Origin of the sequence: Thermogemmatispora sp. (assembly GCF_019683635.1) — a bacterium.
Classification (GTDB): domain Bacteria; phylum Chloroflexota; class Ktedonobacteria; order Ktedonobacterales; family Ktedonobacteraceae; genus Thermogemmatispora.
In genome coordinates this window covers 12840-30947 of sequence record NZ_JADGIA010000041.1, presented here as the reverse complement: position 1 = coordinate 30947, position 18108 = coordinate 12840, and the positions used below count along the sequence as shown (strand labels likewise).

Here is an 18108-nt window from a genome sequence, read left to right as displayed (position 1 = left end):
AGGTTATATAGAAGATACTATTCTCTACCATCCTCAGAGGCTTGAGAGTACTGCTGGAACACAACAGAAGAACCTGCACGAAGCCTGGCAGGTTCAGCTCGTTCAGCTGCATCAGCAGATTCTCCAGCCAGCCTCTCAGCTTGCTGCTCAGGTGAGCGAGCCATTTCGTCAGCATATGGGTACCTGGCATCAGCATCTGGAACGAGCGTATGCAGCCCTCTCGGCCTTTGCAGATTCACTTCAGAAGAAACAAGGTGAGAGAGATGCTTTGGTGGAAGGAATTTCCGAAGGTCTGATCTTTGGGGAAGAGAGCTTCTTTACGGAGCCAGGCTATCTACCACGGCAGTACCCGCGCTCTATCGCGCGGGCCTTCCTGTTGATGGACTACGATGAGGAAGAGGAGCCAGGGGACGACCTGGCGCGTCCCTGGTACCGGGTGGCCTGGGAGGCAGCGGAGGCCTTTGTCGAGCGCTGGGGGGGAGTAGATGAGGAGACGCTGAAGCGAGTGCTGCGCGAAGGAGAGGGACGGGACCGGCTGGCGGTGTTTGCCCTGGGGCACAGTTCCTGTGAGGGGGTCAATGAGACGCTGGCGCCGTTGCTGGAGCATCCTGACTGGCTGCTGCGCTGTGCGGCGGCCTGCTGCCTGGTGCTGCGTCGAGACGAGCGAGCCATCCCAGTGATTGAGCGCTATCTGCTCACGCCAGCGCCCATAGTCGTCGACAGCGAGGGTCGAGTCAGCGTCGTGCCCGAGGCCAGTGGTTGGTACGATCTCTACAAGCAGCTGATACCGTGGGTGCTGGCAGGATGGGGGCCATCCTCCCTGCTATCGCGGTTACGACAGGCCCTGCTGGGGCGCTGCAAAGAAGAGGAGGATCACAGCCGCCCGTCGCCAACCCGTACAGGCTGTCTGAAAGCGCTCAGCTATGCGCTGGGCAGGCGTGGAGCGCTGGGAGCGCTCCACGGAATCAGGCTCCCCGGCTCCCTGAGATGGCTCACATCGCTATACCTGACGCCGGGATATCTCCGAGCCGTCGAGCGCTTTGACTGCGAGGACCTCCCTATGCAGCTGCGACCTGAAGCCACCCTTGGCAGAGAGGTTCTGACCTTCCTACAAGATCACTTTGCCCTTGATAAAGGGCAGGCGCGGGCAGCGCTCAAGTCCTGGCAGAAGCGGAGCAGAGCCATTGTGAGCTGGCCAGAGAGGGAGCAGCTTCGGTAAGGACCGCTGATCAGGAGGGGTGCAGGCTGCTCCCCCATCTCCTCCACCTTCCTGGGCAAAGCGGGTGAAGGAAGCAGTAGGCCGGGTCGCGCCGGCGGCCCGGCTGGTAGCAGTGCTGTTGAGGCTCTCCCCTCCTACCACCAATCGCGCTCTGGAGGAAGCTCATCTGGAGAGACCGGCTTGCGTCCCCAGACCGTCAGCAATGGCCAGAGGGCGCAAAAATCCTCGTCCTGTAGCTCGGTCAGGGTCTGCTCCTCTAGCTGCTCCAGCTCTTCCTTAGAGGCTACGCCTGTTGTAAGGATCAAGGAAGCAAAACGCTTGAAGCTGCTCAAGAAAGCTTTACAGCCCGCGAGATGGGTCTCGCTTCCCTGCGACCACTCGATGAGATGAGAACGCACCCGCACATCCAGTAGGCCAGCCTGGCGCAGCAGACGCGGTAGCACCACTGTGATGCCGAGGTGGCGCCCATCCACCGAAAAGCTCCGACCCGCACGTTGCAGAGCCTTGCTCACCAGGCACCAGTCATACTCAATCGCCAGACTGGTCGTCAGCGGCCCCTCGCTTTCGATCAGACTCAGTTTGCCGCCTGGTTTCAGTAAGCGGCAACACTCAGCCAGGAGCCGTGGCCAGGCTTTCGGCGCTAGGCAAAGGGAGAGCAGCCGCCCGTGGATCAAATCAAAGGAAGCAGCGGGGAGGGCCAGCGACTCCACATCGGTGACCATCTGGAAGCTGACATGTTCCAGATTACGAGCCCAGGCTTGGACCCGAGCCCGCTCGATCAGCTCAGGGTGGGAGTCAATGCCGAGCACTTCGACCCCTGGATACTGAAAAGCCAGCTCCAAGACCCAGCTGCCAGATCCGCAGGCCACATCAAGCACCCGCCCCCCGTCGGGCGGGATCTCCTCCTCGGCGAGCGCACTGCCCAGACCTTCCATCAGCAGACGCTCCAGGTGCATCAGATAGGCTATTGCACGATCGTGCTTTGCGCCACCTTGCGAAGTATCATCAGGCTCTATTCTCGTCATGCATAGGTGCTCCTCTTCGAAACTGACTGAAGCGAGCCAACTCTCGCCTTGCACAAAGATGTTCGCCAGGTATGCACAGGCCGCGCGGCGGAGGAGCCGGCTATCGATCCCGTCGCACAGCCTGGCCAATCTGACCCGCGCCAGCCATCAGCCGTCATGGCTGCCGTCCAGCCAGATACCTGGGCACCAGCGCCTGAGCAGCTCGCGTCAACAGAACAGCGATGACAAGGCGAACGACCTGACCAGGGAGAGGGTCAGACTCGTCGTGCTGGCGCCTTCCTACCCTAGTGGAAGCCCAGCAAGCGCATCGTAAGGGTGTACTGCACAATACCGAAGAAACCGAGGAGAAAGCCACCCACGAGGAAAGCTGCAAAGAGCGCTGTCAAGACCCAATCCTGTCCACTAAAGCGCCTTGGTTCCAGCTCAGTGCGATGGTCAATATCGTAGCCGAAACCGCGCGAAAGCATAGCCGCTGCCATCGCCTCTGCCGCCTGGAACGAGCGGAAAAAGGTAGGAATAGCAATCGTCGTATAGGCGCGGAAGCGTGCGATCGGATTAGAGGTCTTCACTTTCCAGGCGCGCGACTGCTGGGCCTCCATCACCGAGACGAGCTGAGCGACCACCACCGGGATATAGGCGATGGTCATCGAGAGGGCCATCCCGATCTCCGGCGGCACCCCCATGCGCGCCACAGCGAGAGCCATCTCCGCTGGTGAGACGGTCTTAATCAACACCAGCGTACTCTCAACTAGCACCAGCAGACGCAGCATCGTACCGACAGAGAAGACCACGGTCTCCCAGTAGAGCGGAACCGGTGGGAGGACCGGCGTGCCGCGCGGGATAACGTAGCCAATAAAGTGGGCAGTCTCCGCATGGACCGGGCGCCAGAAAGCGATATTAGCCAGCAGGACGAAGATCACAAACGGCAGGATTGGCAGAAGCTGCTTTACTCCTTGCCAGACCGGAATGCGGGCAATCCTCCCGTAGGCGAAGACGCTCGCCAGCAGCAAAAAGAGGAAGAGCGGGTCATTCCAGGTCGTGAGCGTAATATTGATGGAGAGCCACCACAGGAGCTTGACCCGGGGATCGAGCCGGTGGATCACCGAACCGCGGTCTTGATAGGACAGCTCAAGCGCCATTGCCGGCCCCCTTTCGTACTGCACGGAGAGCGGCCAGCGCCTCATCGACCGTCAGCCAGGCCCAGGGAGCGCCGAGCTGCTGGCCCAACTGGGTCACCTGGGGGGAGCGCAACGAAGAAGCCTGGAGCGCCTCCCTTGCCTGGAAAGCCTGGCGGGTTGGTGCATCCAGCAGCACCCGCCCATTGGCCATGACCACCACCCGCTGGCAATACTCAGCTGCCAGATTCATATCGTGCGTAATGACCACCACGGTCTGACCTGTGGCGTGTAGGCGGACAGCCAGATCCATAATCTCCTTGGCCCGCTTATAGTCCTGTCCCGTTGTTGGCTCATCAAGCACCAACACACTGGGCTGCATGGCCAGCACTGCCGCCACCGCAATGCGCTGCTTCTCTCCCATGCTCAGCAGGAACGGATTTTTATCGAGCAGGTGCACAATCTCCAAATCCTCGGCGGCCTGCTGCACCCGCTCCCTGACCTGCTTCTCGGGCAGACCCAGATTGCGTAGGCCGAAAGCCAGCTCATCGTAGACCTTCAACTTACAGATCTGCGTATCGGGATTCTGGAAAATAAAGCCCACGGTGGTAGCCATCTCATTGATACTGGCCCTGGCCGTATCAAGGCCGGCCACGCGCACCGTGCCGCTGGTCGGCTTCAGCAGGCCATTGAAATGCTTGACCAGGGTTGTCTTGCCTGAGCCATTTTGGCCCAGGATAGCCACAAACTCGCCGCAGCGGATCTGAAGATCAAGATCGTACAAGGCCGACGTCCCATCGCGATAGACGTGGCTCAGGCCGCTGACCTCGATCACCGTCTCGGCGCTTGGGCTTGCTCCGCCGGCGCTGTCCGAGCCAGAGCCGACAGCGCAGGTAGAGGCTGGAACAGGAAGGCTGGCCAGGGCCGGACCATCGATGAACGGTTCCAGCAAGGTCACCGCCTCACTGACATCCAGAGGCAGGCGTGGCAGGGGCCAGCCGGCTGAGCGCAGGCGGGCCGCTAACAGCGTCACCTGGGGAACGCTCAGGCCCACCGAGTCAATATACTCGACATGTTCCAGCACCTCGCGCACGCTCCCGCGATGCAGCACCTGCCCCCGGTCCATCACCAGCATCTCGTCGACCAGATGAACGATCTCATCGAGCTTATGCTCTATCAGAAGCGTGGCCCGTCCCTCTTCGCGTGCCAGGCGAGCCACCAGCGTCAGCACCTCCTGGCTCCCCAAAGGATCGATGTTCGAAGTTGGCTCGTCCAGAATCAGGGTCTGCGGATCAAAGGCCAGGATGGCTGCCAAAGCGCAGGCTTGCTGTTGCCCGCCCGAGAGCTGATGTGGATTCTTGCGCCGATGCTCGCTCAAGCGAGTCAGCTCTAGCAGCCGCTCAATGCGCTTGCGGATAGTCTCGGCGGGCAGACCATAGTTGCAGGCCCCAAAGGCGATTTCTTCTTCGACCGTTGGATTGAAGAGCTGCGTATCGGGATCTTGTTGCAAGAGACCGACCAGCTTTGAGAGGGCGCTAACGCTATAGCGCCGCGAATCGTAGCGTCCGGCTACGGTAACCCGGCCTCGCATACTCCCCTTAAACTCATGAGGAATCAGCCCGTTGGCCGCGCGACAGACCGTTGTTTTCCCGGCTCCGCTCGGCCCGGTGATCAACACCACCCGTCCCTGAGAAAGCTGGAGCGACAGATCGCGCACGACCTCACTGGTCCCTTGCTCGTAGGTGAACCCGAATCCCTCGTAGGCGAGCGCACACGCTTGCTCCTCTACTGGCACGAGTTCGTTCCTCCTTTTCCAGCTGCTAATGGGGTAAGTCAGAGAGCGCTCGCATGCCCCTAAGCAAAAACACAATTGATGGAGAAGAGGCACAAAGCTTCACGCCTGAGCCCACCGCGCCAGGAGAGAGCGCCCATGACGAGCCAGGCCAGGCTTGATCTATCCATGTCAGCACGCTCCTTTACTGGGAGGCGTGCCGCGTCTCAGCCCGACCTGTTCCGCAAGAGCGCTCTCTCTTCCAGAGCGGGCAGAAGAGAGCCGACACCTGTAAGCAGGTAACTCATCAGCGCCTTCTGAGTAGGAGCAAGCCCCCTGCTCTCCTTCTCCTCTCTATCCTATCCGGTCCAGGCCGCCTCGGCTGAAGCTGAAAGGCGCTTAACTACTCAACTCAGCTCAGCGGTCTGAGGGGTCTCTTCACGCTGCCACGGCCAGCGCCACTGAGGAGCAACGAACTTCGGCACCGTGGCCAGCAGGATGGCCGGGACCAGGAAATAAATGATCAGATAGATCCAGTAGGCATAGCCAAACTGCAGGGCCAGCTGAGCCTGAAAGGGGATGATCTTCAACACAAAGGAGTAGAGGCCGATCCACCACCAGTACTGGAAGAAGAGCGCCACCGCAGTCACGAGCAAGAAAAGGCCCAGGCGCTTGGGGACACTGGCCACACGATAGACAGCGGGATAGAAGGCGGCCAGAATCAGCACGTGGATAAGGTAGCCGGGCCAACCAATGATCCCGACCTGGCCGGTGACCGAATCGACGAAGACCACAATGGCCCCGACGATAGGGCCGCCAATCATGGTCGACAGGGTCAGCCAAATACCACCGAGATTGAAGTTGACGCCGGGCAGATAACCGGGGATCGTAATCTGGAGCAGTTCGAAGGCTGCCGCAATGGCTCCGAAGATCACCGCGACCGCAATCTGGCGCGCGCTGAGGATGGGGCGGCGCTGCACCAACTCACCTGGACTATTGGTAGTCTGCTGCATATCTCTAACCTCCCCCGCTGACGCCGCGGCGGCGACGCCAGGGTAGCCTACTAATGGGCCAACGACTCGTCGATCTCTAACGTTGCTTCGGCTCAGGCTGACCTTTTCCCTTGGTTGGAATAGAAGAGGAGCAGCGCGCTCGGCGACTGCCCTGCTAGTCGTATGGGAGGGGGAAGATGCTACCCGCTGCCTGCCCTGGTCCAGGCAGGAGAGGAGCAGCCTTCCACAGCGATGCAGTGCCTGGCGATCGCCAGGTCTGGAGCCACCTGATCAGCAGATGGCTGACCTGGCGATGATCCCACATCTGCCGATCACGAAGCTGAACGGCTCAGGCGCTCAGGACTGAGACGGACCACGCTCAAGGTCGCCGGGTCCAGCTCAACGCCATAGTCCTGCCAGGCCTGTTCGCGACTGATGTAGCCATCGCGCACATCCTCGATCACTGCCTCAACTGGACGCTCCAGAGGAGACCCCCAACCGCCGCCAGTGCCAGTCACCAGGCGCGCCACCTCGCCGCGTTTGAGCGGATAGCGGGCGCACTTGCCCAGCACCACCTCACGGCCATCCTCGTGCCGGATGCGCACCTCGTTGCGTGAGCCGTTCTGGCCGCCAGCCACGCCCCAGGGAACATACTTGTGGCGGCCAAAAGTAGCGGTCAAGGTCACGTTGTCAGCCACAGCGCGGTACTCGCGGATGCAGCCCCGTCCGCCGCGATAGCGACCTGCTCCGGCCCGCGGCTCCGTATCCAGCTCGTAGCGCTCGACCAGGATACCGTAGCGCGTCTCCGCGACCTCTACCGGGATCACATACGTCTCGCCATCGCCTACGCACATCAGACCGGACTCGCCGTCTTTGGCAGCACCGGCTCCCCAGCCACCGGCCTGCGGCTCAACCAGCAGGAACAGCTCGTTCGTATCGGGATGAGTCCCGGCAAGGACGATACCGCAGACTGACAGGAAGTGGCCAGCGCTCAAGCGATCGGGCACGATCGGCGCCAGCGCCTTCCAGACCAAGTCAGTCACATAGTTCATGGTCTCCCAATAGGTCGAAACCGGCGCCGGACGCTGAGCGGTGAAAATCGTCCCCGACGGACAAATAATCTTGAGCGGCCTGAAGCAGCCCTCATTGACCGGAATCGTCGGGCTGGTAATAGCCTTGAGCATCGTGCGCACGCCCGAATGCAGGCCCGTCAGCGTACAATTGACCGGACCTGGCACCTGGGGATGAGTACCCGTGAAGTCACAGATAAACTCATCGTCGCTGATCGTCACCTTCACGCGCACCGGGAAGGGGCCGTGGCCTAATCCATCATCATCGATCCAGTCTTCGGCCTCATAGACGCCCTTGGGTAGCTTAGCCAGCTCCAGCCGTGTCATACGCTCGCCATAATCGAGCAGGGCCTCGATCGAACTCTGGACCACAGCCAGCCCATAGCGGTCGCATAGCTCCTGGAAACGCCGCTCGCCCAGGTGGAGAGAGGCGGCCTGCGCATACATATCGCCAAGGGTCATATCCGGCAGGCGCACATTGGCGGCGATCAGATCGATGAGGCTCTGGACAGGGCGGCCCTCCTCAAAGAGCTTCACACAAGGGAACTGTAGCCCTTCCTGGAACACCTCGGTTGAATCGGTTGTCCAGGAGCCGGGGTCTTTGCCGCCGACTTCGGTCCAGTGGGCCTTACTGGCGGCGAAGGCCACCAGCTGTCCCCCGTAGAAGATTGGCACGACCAGCGAGACATCCGAGAGGTGGGTGCCGCCGCCGCCATAGGGATCGTTGGTAATCACCACATCGCCCGGATGCAGATTCTCCGTACCAAACTTTTCCAGCACCGAGCGCACCGCGAAGGTCAGGGTGCCCAGGAAGCCCGTCACCCCATTGCCCTGGGTGATGAGCTGGCCGCGAGCATCCGTCAAACCAGAAGCGAAGTCGAGCACCTCATAGATGATGGTGCTCTTCGACGTACGCTGCAGCGCGATAAACATCTCATCGCCGATCGCGACCAGAGCATCTTTGACGATCTCAATCGTAAAGAGGTCGACATCGGCGCGGTTGGACTCTGCCATGCGCTGGGCCATGCTCGCTCACTCTCCCGTTTCGATAATCAAATTCCCGAAAGCGTCGACGTGCAACTGCTGGCCAGGCAAGACCACCGTGGAGGCCGCCGGCTCCTCTACAATGGCCGGTCCCTCCAGGCGGGCGCCAGCCCCCAGACGGCTGCGCTCATAGATGCGTGTCTCATAGCGCCCGAGGTCGTCGAAGTGAACCAGGCGTTGGCCTTTCAGGGCGAGCTTGCTCCCATCATGCTGAGGGATCGTCTGCAGCTCAGGCTTGCGCACTCGTCCGAAGCCGGCCACACGCAGATTCACCAGCTCGATGGGCGAATCCTGGCGGAAGGTATAGAGCTGCTCATGCAGGTCGTGGAAGCGGCTGGCGACCAATGGGAGCGCCTCCTCGCCCAGGTGGCCCGTCGGCACAGGCACAGCCACCGTGTGCTCCTGGCCCAGGTAACGCATGTCAGCGGAGCGGGCAAAGACCACTTCCTCCGGCTGCACACCCTCGGCGGCAAAGGTCTCCTGCAGTTGCTGCTCCATCTCCGCCCAGATCGCTTCCAGCTCGGCCATCGCTACCCCATCGAGGCGCACCGGCTTGGTGCGGACCAGGTCATGGCGGATATCGCTCATCAACATGCCCCAGGCCGAGAAGTGGGCGGGGGCAGGGGGGATAATGACGCGCGGGACGCGCAGCTCGCGGGCCAGAGCGGCGGCATGCATTGGGCCACCGCCACCGAAGGCCACCATCGCGAACTCGCGTGGGTCGCGGCCCTGGCGCACCGAGACCAGCTTGAGCAGGTGGATCATATTGGCATTGGCCAGGCGGATGATGCCCAGAGCCGCCTCCTCCACATCGAGGCCCAGTGGCTGAGCAATGGTCAGCATCGCCCGACGGGCCTGCTCCACGTCCAGGCGAATCGTGCCACCGAGGAAATAGTCGGGATTGATACGGCCCACCAGCACATTGGCATCGGTAACCGTTGGCGCACTGCCGCCACGTCCATAGCAGGCCGGCCCTGGCTCGGCCCCCGCGCTGCGTGGTCCCACCTTGAGAGCACCCGCCGGATCGATCCAGGCAATGCTGCCTCCACCGGCTCCGATCTCCACAATGTCCACCACCGGCACCTTGATCGGATAGCCAGCAGTCGTTGGCGTGCGCTCAATATAGTAATCGCTCGTCACGCGAATCTCGCCGTGCTCCACCAACGAAGATTTAGCCGTTGTCCCGCCAATGTCGAGCGTAATAATATTATCCTCGTGCAGCAACTTACTGATAGCTGCCGCACCGATTACGCCGCCGACAGGACCCGACTCCACCAGGTGGATAGGGGTGCGACTGGCCAGCTCGAACTTCGAGATGCCGCCGTTGGACTGCATGGCATAGCGGCGCTGCTGCCCGATCCCGACCTCATCGAGGCGCCGCGAAAGGGCCTCCAGATAGCGCCGCGCTACCGGCTTCACATAGGCGTCGAGGACGACGGTACTCGTGCGCTGGAACTCACGCCACTCGTTGGCCAGCTCGTGAGAGGCTGTCACATCGACGTCGGGCCACTCCTCACGCACAATCTCTAACACCCGCTTCTCATGGACGGGATTGGCGTAAGCGTGCAGAAAGCAGATGGCCAGGGCCTGCGCCCCCTGACGGCGCGCCTCGGCCACAGCGGCCCGAACGTCCTCCTCGACCAGGGGTTGCAGCACCTCGCCCTTATAGTTGATGCGCTCACGCACTTCCAGGCGCAGACGGCGCGGAACAAAGGGCTTCGGCTTCGTGAACAGCAGATTATAAATATCGGGGCGGTTCGCACGCTGGATTTCGAGGACATCGCGGAAGCCACGGGTGGTAATTAAGGCCGTGACAGCGCCCTTGCGCTCGGTCAAGGTGTTGATGATCACGGTGGTCCCGTGGGCGAGGAACTGGACATCATGCAGCTGAGCCTGGGTCAGGGCCGTGATGACCCCTTCTTCGAAGCGAGCTGGCGTAGTTGAGGTCTTGCCCAGGCCGATCTGTCCAGTTGTTTCATCCAGGTAAACAAGGTCGGTGAACGTTCCGCCGATGTCAACGGCTGCTCGTGTACTCATCGTCTTAGCCTTTCTCACATCAGTCGCGGAGTCAGAACCCAAATGGCCCGTACCACCGCACCTGTCTCATTACGGATAGCGTGGGGCACGGAAGAATGGAAGTAGATGCTGTCTCCAGGACCGAGGCAGTACTGTTGCCCAGCGATGATAAAAACCAGTTCACCTTCCAGGATATAGGCGAACTCCTCTCCATCGTGGCTATAGGGTTCCTCTTTGACATCGCCTGGCTGGATCGTCACATACAACGGCTCCAGGGTCAGGTTGGGGGCGCGCGGCGAAAGCATCTTGTAGGTGCGCAAACTGGAGACCACGGCCAGCTGGCTCCCGTTCTCCGCGCGCTGGACATACGGCAGCTGGGTCATCCCGGGCCGCCCTTTCTCTTGCTCAGCCGGCGGGAAAAAACTCGCCAGATTCATGTCAAGCGCTTTGGCAACGGTGGAAAGAGAGGTGAGCGCTAACGATGATCGCCCTCGTTCCACCAGGGAGAGGAAACCAATTGAGAGACCTGTTCGCTTGCTCAGCTCGCGCAAAGATAATTTCAACTCGCGCCGCCTGGCCCGAATAAGAGACCCGATAAGACGAAGCCGCTCTTCGGCTTCAGTAACGCTGGCTGACGTATCTTTGGCGGCCTGGCTTTGCTCCTCGATGAGTCCACGACCGGCTGTCGTCATGCTGTCTTCTGCCTCACTCTATGCCAATGTTTTATGTAGGTAAACATTTTTAGTGAGTATAGCATAGGGATGGCCTCTTTGCAAGAGGGGCGGCTCCGTAAAATAGCTGATAAGCCTGTCTTCCTGGAAGCTTCGCCTGAAGACGCGCCAAATGAGGTAGCCATTCGCTGCTCCCCCCTTGACATCTTCCTTGACCAGGTGGTAAGATTCTGACTGTCCAGTCATGACTGGTCGGTCAAAATTCTTCGCAGTGGTCATTTTCTGTAAAGGTAGTCAAACTGTGTACCGCCGGTCAACGAATGAGGAGGTGCACTGATGCCACCTTCGACCGCGCCGCGCTCATGGAAGGAGAAGCAACGGCAGGAGCGTGAGGCGCTCATCTTGCAGACCGCAGAGGAGGTCTTCTGCGAAAAAGGCTACCACGAGACCTCGATCGATGAGATCGCTGCGCGCGTGGGAATCGCCAAGGGGACGGTCTACTTGCATTTCCCCAGCAAAGAGGACCTGCTCGTCGCCCTCTTTCGCCGGGATACCGAGCAAGTGATCTCGGAAGTGGAGGCCATCGCTTCGTCTTCAGGACGCTCGGCGCGCGAGAAGTTGGAAGCAATTCTGTGCCTTCTCTACGGCGAATTGTTTAGAAAGCACACTCGTCTATTCTATAGCATATATAATAGCCCAGAGATGCGCGTCCTTCTGGAAAAGAAGAAGGAGATGAGTGCTAGCTGGGGGCAGTTGATGCACTGCATCGAAGAGCTGCTTGCCGAAGGGCAGGCTGCCGGCGAGTTCGATCCCGAACTGCCGACCAGTGTCATGCTCAGCCTCTTTCTGAATCTGGTGTCGGTGCGCGGCTATGAGCGCTTGGTGGGGCAGGAGGGCCTGGCACCTGCCGAAGTGGTGCGCTATCTCGCTCGCATTTACTTTAAGGGAATCGCTGCTGAGCACAAGCCAAGTTGCTGATGGTGGCGATTGCGGAAGAGAGAGGAGAGAAAGTACTTCTATGGACTCGATAACACCTCCGTCTGGTACTGGCCCTGCGGTGGAGACGCTCGCCGCTGGGGGGGCCCGGACTGTGACAGCTGACGAGCAGCCGCGCTTTTCGGCGCGTGAGACGGTGCTGACGATGGCCGGCGTGCTGATGGTGATGTTGCTGGCCTCGCTGGATCAGACGATTGTCTCGACGGCCATGCCGCGCATCATCGCCGAGCTGCAGGGCTTCGATCGCTATACCTGGGTCTCCACGGCCTACCTGCTGGCGTCGACGGTGATGGTGCCGATCTACGGAAAGCTTTCGGACCTGGTGGGCCGCAAGCCGATTTTCTTGTTTGGCGTGGTGGTCTTCTTGCTCGGCTCGGCTCTCTCAGGGGCGGCCCAGTCGATGAATCAGCTGATTGCCTTCCGGGCCTTTCAGGGCCTGGGCGCTGGCGCCCTCTTGCCAATTGCGATGGCCATCGTCGGCGATCTGTTCACACCGCGCGAGCGCGGTAAGTGGCAGGGCCTGACTGGGGCCATCTGGGGCCTGTCCTCGATCATCGGCCCAACTTTGGGGGGCTGGATCACGCAGAATACGAGCTGGCGCTGGGTCTTCTATGTCAATCTGCCCATCGGTATTCTGGCCCTGCTGGTCTTGATCTTCTTGATGCCAGCGCTGCGCGGCAAGAATCGTCAGGTCTCGATCGACTACCTGGGCGCTGTGCTGCTGGTGCTGGGTGCCTTGCCGCTGCTACTCGGTTTCTCGCTGGCCGGTAACCAGTACGACTGGCTCTCGCCGCAGATTATCGGCTTGCTGGCCGGCGCGGTGGTCTTCCTGGCGGCCTTCCTGCTCTATGAGGCCCGACTGGAGCGCCGTCAGGGCCAGCCCATTATTGAACCCGGCCTGTTTAAGAATAGCATCTTTACGGTCAGTACGATCGTGACGGTCATCTTTGGCATGGGCCTCTTCGGCAGCGTCTTCTTCATCCCGCTCTTCGTCCAGGGAGTGGTGGGCACCACGGCCACCAACAGCGGGCTGATCCTGACGCCGCTGATGCTGACCTCGGTGGTCGGCAGCATCTTTTCTGGTCAGCTTGTCTCTCGTATTGGTAAATACAAATGGATCGCCATCACGGGGATGGCCATCAGTGTGGTCGGGTCCTACTTGCTCACGCGCCTGGATGTCCATTCCACGAATACGGATGTCCTGGTAGCCATGCTGGTCCTGGGTCTGGGCATGGGCTTCGGTATGTCGCTCTACACACTGGTGGTGCAGAATGCCATGCCGGTGCACAAGATCGGTCAGGCGACCTCCGCTCTGGTCTTTTTCCGCCAGATTGGGGCCACGGTTGGTCTGGCGGCAATGGGGTCGATCATGACCTCGGCCTATCAGCCGGCCTTTGATCAGGCCCTGCCGGCGGCGGTGAAGCAGCTGGTGCCAGCTCGCTTCCTCTCGGCCTTTAATAATCCAGAGATTCTGCTCTCGGACAGCGCCCGGCAACAGCTGCAGCAGGCCGCAGCGGCTTTCGGACCCCAGGGGCAGCGGCTGCTGGCGACCATTCTGGAGGCGGTCAAGACGGGCCTGGCCCAGGGTATCCACAATGTCTTTGTGTTGAGCTTCGGGCTGATGGTCGTGGCCCTGGTCGCAGTCTTCTTCCTGAAGGAGATCAAGCTGCGCGACCGGCGGCGCCCTCAGTCTCAGGAGGCTGACCAGGGCCAGGAGGCGGCGGCGCCCGAGGCAGGCGAGCTGGTCGGCCTGATTTAGCAGTCTCCTTCTCTTCTTGTCTTGCCTTGCCGGTGTCTTCCCCTCATCGATCTACGAGAGGGCGATGCGGGAATACCCCCGCTTCGCCCTCTCGTGCTTTGTCTTGCTCTGCTGGCCGCGAGCTAGGGCACGTTGTTGCGCAGCTTATAGACTTTGATCGCTACCTGCAAGCTCAGCCAGTTGCTACGGTCCTGCAGATCGATATCGCACAGGGATTGCAGGCGCTCCAGGCGCTGGATCAATGTATTTCTATGTACAAAGAGGCGGCTTGACGTTTTAGTCAGGTTGCCGGCGCATTCCAGATAGGTCTCCAGGGTAGAGAGTAGCTCGGTACCCTTGCGGCGATCGTAGTGGGCGATGCGGGCAATCTGATCCTGGTAACTATCGCGCAGGTCATCCATGCGTGCGATCTTATAGAGATAGCGATAGATGCCCAGGTCATTAAAGTGGGTCACGCCATCGCCATTGAGGCTGCGGCCCATCTGGAGGGCTTCGCGGGCCTCGGCGGCGCTGCGGCGGTAGTCGGCGAGCTGCTGGCAGGGATTGCCGATGCCGGCGGCCACATGCAGGGGCTGTTCCTGGTGGATCTGGTGGACCAGCTCGCGTAGCCAGCTCTTAAGGCGTGCGTTGCTGCCTGGGCTGAGCGTGGCCATTGGGGGGGTGGAGGTGGAAGGCTCGCCTTCTTGTGTCAGGCGAACCAGGCAGGTCAAGGTACGCTCCTGCTCGTAGAGGAGCGAGCCGGGGTAAGCATCCTGCAGGCGGCGCCGGATCAGACTGCAGGTCCGCTTATAGGCTGTCTGGTGCTCTTCCTCGCTCAAGGAGCGGCGTGGGCTGGCGCCTGTGGTGCTCTCGGCGGGGAGCAGTTCAAAGAGCACCACCACATGCGGGCGTTCCAGATCGCAGCCGAGCAGCTTCGCACGCTGTTTGAGCGCCTCCTCCGACTCGTAAGCGCCGCCGAGCAACTCATCGAAGAAAGCCTTCACCAGATTCTTCTGGGTCAATAAATCGACCAGCTGACTATTCTTAATGGCAATTGCGGCCTGATTGGCGATGGTGCTCAGGAGGGCCTGATCCTCGGGGCTGGGGCGCCGGGCCTTGCGGAAATAGCAATTAATCAGGCCCAGGTGCTCCGTGCCCGAGACCAGGGGAGCGGAGAGCAGAGTCCGATGCTGGCCATCCTTCAGCGGGTTGAAGCCCTCGGAGGTCTGCGTCTGATAGTCGCCGTTCTGGAGGCCAGGACCGGGAGCACTATCGAGCAGGCAGGGGGTCGTTGTGGTAGGGGGAGCGAGCGGGCCAGAGCCGCCGGGGCTGGCACCTGCTGGGGTGCCCCCGCCCGGCTCGCGCAGGGCCTCCAGGGCTGAGCGCTCCGCCTCCACGGGTTGCAGCAGCGGATGCTCTCGCTCCGTCAGCCCTGAAGCCACGGCCCGCACCGTTAGCCTACCTCGCGCCTGATCCACCAGCATAATCACACACAGATCGGCCTCCATGATTTGCGCTGTGAGCGCGGCCAGCGAGCGCAGCATCTCATCGAGGTAGAGGCTGGAGCTGATTGTCTGGCTGAGCACCGAGAGGCTCGTTAGAATATTCAGCTTGCGTCGCGTATGCTCATAGAGCCGGGCATTCTCGATGGCGCCCGCCACCAGGGCCGCCGTATTGCAGACAAAACGCTGCTGCTCCTCGTTGAAGGTTGCCGGGGCGGCGGTATTCATCGAAAGGACCCCGATCAGCTGGCGCTCGCGGCTGACAATGGGGACCGTCATCACCGACTGGAATTCCTCGCGGTCCAGCTCCGGCACTATGTAAAAGCGGGGATCGCTGCGCGCCTGCTCTTTGAGAATCACCGGCTCTAACGTGGTCGCGACCCAGCCGGCGATGCCCTGGCCCAGGGCCAGCTCGACCTTGCCAGCGAAGCGCGCGTACGGCTCACTGGCGCTTGCCAGCACGAGGCGCTCGTGTTCCGGGTCGTAGAGGTAGAGAAATGCGGCGTGGCAGGAGACGGCGCGCACAATGGCATCGACAAGACGGTGCAAGATCTCGTCGAGCTTGAGCGTCGAGCCAACAGCAGCAATAATCTCGTTGAGGAGCGCGTACTCTTGCGACTTCGTCGCCAGGACCTCGCGCAGCCGGCTGTTCTCTCGTCGTAGCTCCTCCAGCTCGTAATTCTCCTGCTCCGCCTGGCGTTTGCTCCCGGCGCGAGCCGGGGCTGTTCTGGATACCATGCCGACCTCCTGATGGACAGAGATAGCTGCTGCATCGTGCGCTGCGGCTGACGGACTGGCGCCCGTTGGCTTATGCGTTCGCCCGCTCTCTCACGTGCGTCGTCGGCAGCCGACAGACGTATGATGTCTATATGTGTGCATTGTAACTACTCTATGTGAGGAGCGTCTAGTGTGATGGACTCCTTTCCCTGGTCAAAGCTGCCCATGAGCATTTATGGCTTTTTTATACAACGCTCTTCTGCGGAAGCTTCCAGGTCTGGCCGACTTCACGAGCGAGCGGCCAGGAGACCGTGACAGGGAGGCGGCGATGCTGATATAATAGAGCTGGAATTAGCTCATCCTTCGTGCGCTCCGGAGAGGCGGCCAGGTGGTTCAGTTTACTCTCCCAGACACCTCTTTATCTGTGCTGAATGCCGCCCGCAAGGTTCTCCCAGGGTGCCTCCTGCGGTGGAATGGCGCAACGCGAGCGAGGAAGGTCGAGGATGACAGCCCTTTCAGCGCGCGAAACTCGCACGTGAGCGAACGAGGAGCGTCCCACTAGTTTTTCTCCAGGAGATAGCAGTATGTCTGACATCGTCACTATTCCTGAAGAACGGGGCATTGAGATTCACGGTATTGAACGGGTGGCCCCCACTGCTCGCACTCATGTGCGCATCTTTGACAATTTCACCATGTGGCTCTCGGCCAACCTGGTGATCTCGACGGTAGCCCTGGGGGCCCTGGCCAACCAGGTCTTTAGGCTGGGCTTCTGGGATGGCCTGGCCGTGATTGTGATCTTCAATGCCCTGGGTGTGCTTCCCGTCGCCTTCTTCTCGACTCTTGGACCCAAACTCGGCCTGCGCCAGATGACCATCTCGCGCTTCTCCTTCGGCTGGGTCGGGGGAATTGTGATGGCCCTCTTCAATGTCGCGGCTTGCATTGGCTGGTCGGCGGTCAATGTCATTGTTGGCGGCCAATTGGTAGCGGCCCTGAGCAATGGCGCGATTCCGCGCTGGGCGGGTATTCTGGTCATTGCTCTGCTGACAACCCTTGTCAGTATCTATGGCTATCGCTATGTTCATCGCTACGAGCGCTTCGCCTGGATTCCGATGGCCATCATCTTCGCCATCATGACGGTGGTGGCGGCGCCGCATATGAAAATTGTACCAACGCCGGCGGTGAGCGCGGCCTGGTTCGCCTCGCTGATCTCCTTCGGTGGAGCGATCTACGGCTTTGCCACCGGCTGGAGTTCCTACGCCGCCGACTACAATGTCCGGCAGCCGGAGGAAACGCCGGCTAGCCGCGTCTTCTGGCTGACCTTTCTGGGGGTCTTTCTGCCCTGCGTGGCCCTGGAGACCCTGGGTATGCTCTTGACGAGCTGGATTCCCAAGGGCGGCGGCGATCTGCTGGCCGGGGTGTTGCAGCCTCTGGGCGGCTTCGGCACCGTCTTGCTGGTCTTGCTGGCCCTCAGCGTGGTGGCCAACAATATCCCCAACGATTACAGCCTTGGCCTCTCAATCCAGGTGGTCGGCAGGAGCCTGCAGCGAGTGCCGCGCGCCGTCTGGACCCTGATCGGCGCGGTGATCTATGTGGCGATCGCCCTGCCGGCAGCGCAGAATTTCAACCAGACGCTGGAAAATTTCCTCCTGCTGATTGCCTACTGGCTTGGCCCGTGGTCGATTATCCTGATCCTGGAGCACTTTGTCTTTCGCCACGGTGTCTATAATGTCGATGACTGGAATACGCCTGAGAAGCTGCCCATCGGCTGGGCGGCCCTGGTAGCGATGGTCATCGGCCTGATCGGCGTGGCCCTGGGGGCCGCGCAGGTCTACTATGTCGGCCCGCTGGCGAAGCTGGTCAACCCGCCCTACGGCATGGATATCGGCTTCGAGCTAGGCATCGTCCTGGCTGCCATCGCCTATCTGCTCCTGCGCCCCATTGAGCTACGACAGACTGGGCGCTGAGCGCCGGGCTGACAAGCGGGCCTGAGCGAGATGGCTTTCCCTCCCGTGGGCACCTCTGAGCAGAGAGGGAGGTGAACGGGGAAAGGTGTTCACCCTGGGGCAGGCGGACGATGGGCAAGAGAGCAGCCACAGGTCGCCTGCCCCTCTTTGCTGTTTCCGGGACGGTCTCCGAGCGTTCTGCCAGGCTCGCCTGCTCGCTGCCGGTCGCGCCTCCGCCCTCTGTTCATGCTCCTCCTTCCTGGCGGGTTCTATCAAACACTTGATGAGG

12 protein-coding genes are annotated in these 18108 nt (G+C 61.0%); 4 read left to right on the top strand and 8 right to left on the bottom strand.

The genetic code is table 11. The annotated features are described in order from the left end of the window. Positions 1 to 1219, top strand: a 1219-nt coding sequence (locus tag IRZ31_RS06975; protein ID WP_297151529.1) for a HEAT repeat domain-containing protein, incomplete at its 5' end; no start/stop codon positions are given. A gap of 134 nt (positions 1220 to 1353) precedes the next feature. On the opposite strand, the gene IRZ31_RS06970 is transcribed toward IRZ31_RS06975, so the two are convergent. From IRZ31_RS06970 to IRZ31_RS06940, 7 genes are all read right to left on the bottom strand, one after another. Next, a complete protein-coding gene (locus IRZ31_RS06970; RefSeq protein ID WP_297151526.1) occupies positions 1354 to 2244 on the bottom strand; it encodes a class I SAM-dependent methyltransferase in 891 nt (296 codons plus the stop codon). A gap of 284 nt (positions 2245 to 2528) precedes the next feature. Beyond that, entirely contained in the window at positions 2529 to 3383 is an 855-nt protein-coding gene (locus IRZ31_RS06965) for an energy-coupling factor transporter transmembrane component T (protein ID WP_297151523.1), read from the bottom strand. Then, entirely contained in the window at positions 3373 to 5154 is a 1782-nt protein-coding gene (locus IRZ31_RS06960; protein ID WP_297151519.1) for an ABC transporter ATP-binding protein, read from the bottom strand. The genes IRZ31_RS06965 and IRZ31_RS06960 overlap by 11 nt, the downstream gene beginning before the upstream one ends. A gap of 383 nt (positions 5155 to 5537) precedes the next feature. Beyond that, positions 5538 to 6143: a hypothetical protein gene (locus tag IRZ31_RS06955; RefSeq protein ID WP_297151517.1), complete on the bottom strand. Its 606-nt coding sequence runs from the start codon at positions 6141 to 6143 to the stop codon at positions 5538 to 5540. Between the two features lie 311 nt (positions 6144 to 6454). Next, a complete protein-coding gene (locus IRZ31_RS06950) occupies positions 6455 to 8218 on the bottom strand; it encodes a hydantoinase B/oxoprolinase family protein (RefSeq protein WP_297151514.1) in 1764 nt (587 codons plus the stop codon). A gap of 6 nt (positions 8219 to 8224) precedes the next feature. Next, positions 8225 to 10273 carry a hydantoinase/oxoprolinase family protein gene (locus tag IRZ31_RS06945; RefSeq protein ID WP_297151511.1) on the bottom strand — a complete coding sequence of 683 codons (2049 nt, stop codon included), beginning with the start codon at positions 10271 to 10273 and terminating at the stop codon, positions 8225 to 8227. Positions 10274 to 10287: 14 nt separating this feature from the next. Then, a complete protein-coding gene (locus IRZ31_RS06940) occupies positions 10288 to 10944 on the bottom strand; it encodes a cupin domain-containing protein (RefSeq protein WP_297151508.1) in 657 nt (218 codons plus the stop codon). Between the two features lie 315 nt (positions 10945 to 11259). On the opposite strand from IRZ31_RS06940, the gene IRZ31_RS06935 reads away from it, so the two are divergent. Then, positions 11260 to 11901: a TetR/AcrR family transcriptional regulator gene (locus tag IRZ31_RS06935; RefSeq protein ID WP_297151506.1), complete on the top strand. Its 642-nt coding sequence runs from the start codon at positions 11260 to 11262 to the stop codon at positions 11899 to 11901. 40 nt (positions 11902 to 11941) lie between these two features. Further along, positions 11942 to 13678, top strand: coding sequence for an MDR family MFS transporter (locus IRZ31_RS06930; RefSeq protein ID WP_297151504.1), 1737 nt, complete (start codon positions 11942 to 11944; stop codon positions 13676 to 13678). Between the two features lie 122 nt (positions 13679 to 13800). Here IRZ31_RS06930 and IRZ31_RS06925 read toward each other — a convergent pair whose 3' ends face one another. Continuing rightward, the gene (locus IRZ31_RS06925; RefSeq protein ID WP_297151501.1) at positions 13801 to 15897 is read right to left on the bottom strand and encodes a GAF domain-containing protein; all 2097 of its coding nucleotides are present in this window, start codon (positions 15895 to 15897) and stop codon (positions 13801 to 13803) included. 563 nt (positions 15898 to 16460) lie between these two features. Between IRZ31_RS06925 and IRZ31_RS06920 the strand changes: the two genes are divergently transcribed. Continuing rightward, on the top strand, positions 16461 to 17840 hold the full coding sequence (locus tag IRZ31_RS06920) for a cytosine permease (RefSeq protein WP_297151498.1): 1380 nt from the start codon (positions 16461 to 16463) through the stop codon (positions 17838 to 17840). Positions 17841 to 18108: the final 268 nt, after the last annotated feature.